At 55.5% G+C, this 218-nt stretch carries 1 protein-coding gene; it reads left to right on the top strand.

Going from position 1 to position 218, the window contains the following annotated elements; genetic code table 11:
* On the top strand, positions 1–218 hold a 218-nt coding region (locus ACTHSP_RS24350; protein WP_440347257.1), incomplete at both ends, for a hypothetical protein.

The raw sequence follows: 218 nt of genomic DNA on the forward strand, positions 1-218 counted from the left end.
TGTCCTGTCGGCGCATTGACCAGCAAACCGTTCCGCTTCAACGCGCGTACTTGGGAATTGAACCGCCGCAAATCCGTCTCCGCTCATGACGCTTTGGGCAGCAATCTGATTGTACAAACCAAAGACCATACCGTCCGCCGAGTGTTGCCGTTGGAAAACGAAGCCATCAACGAATGCTGGCTGTCCGACCGCGACCGTTTTGCCTACGAAGGCCTGTA

The sequence above is a fragment of the Neisseria sp. P0001.S005 genome, assembly GCF_051963715.1.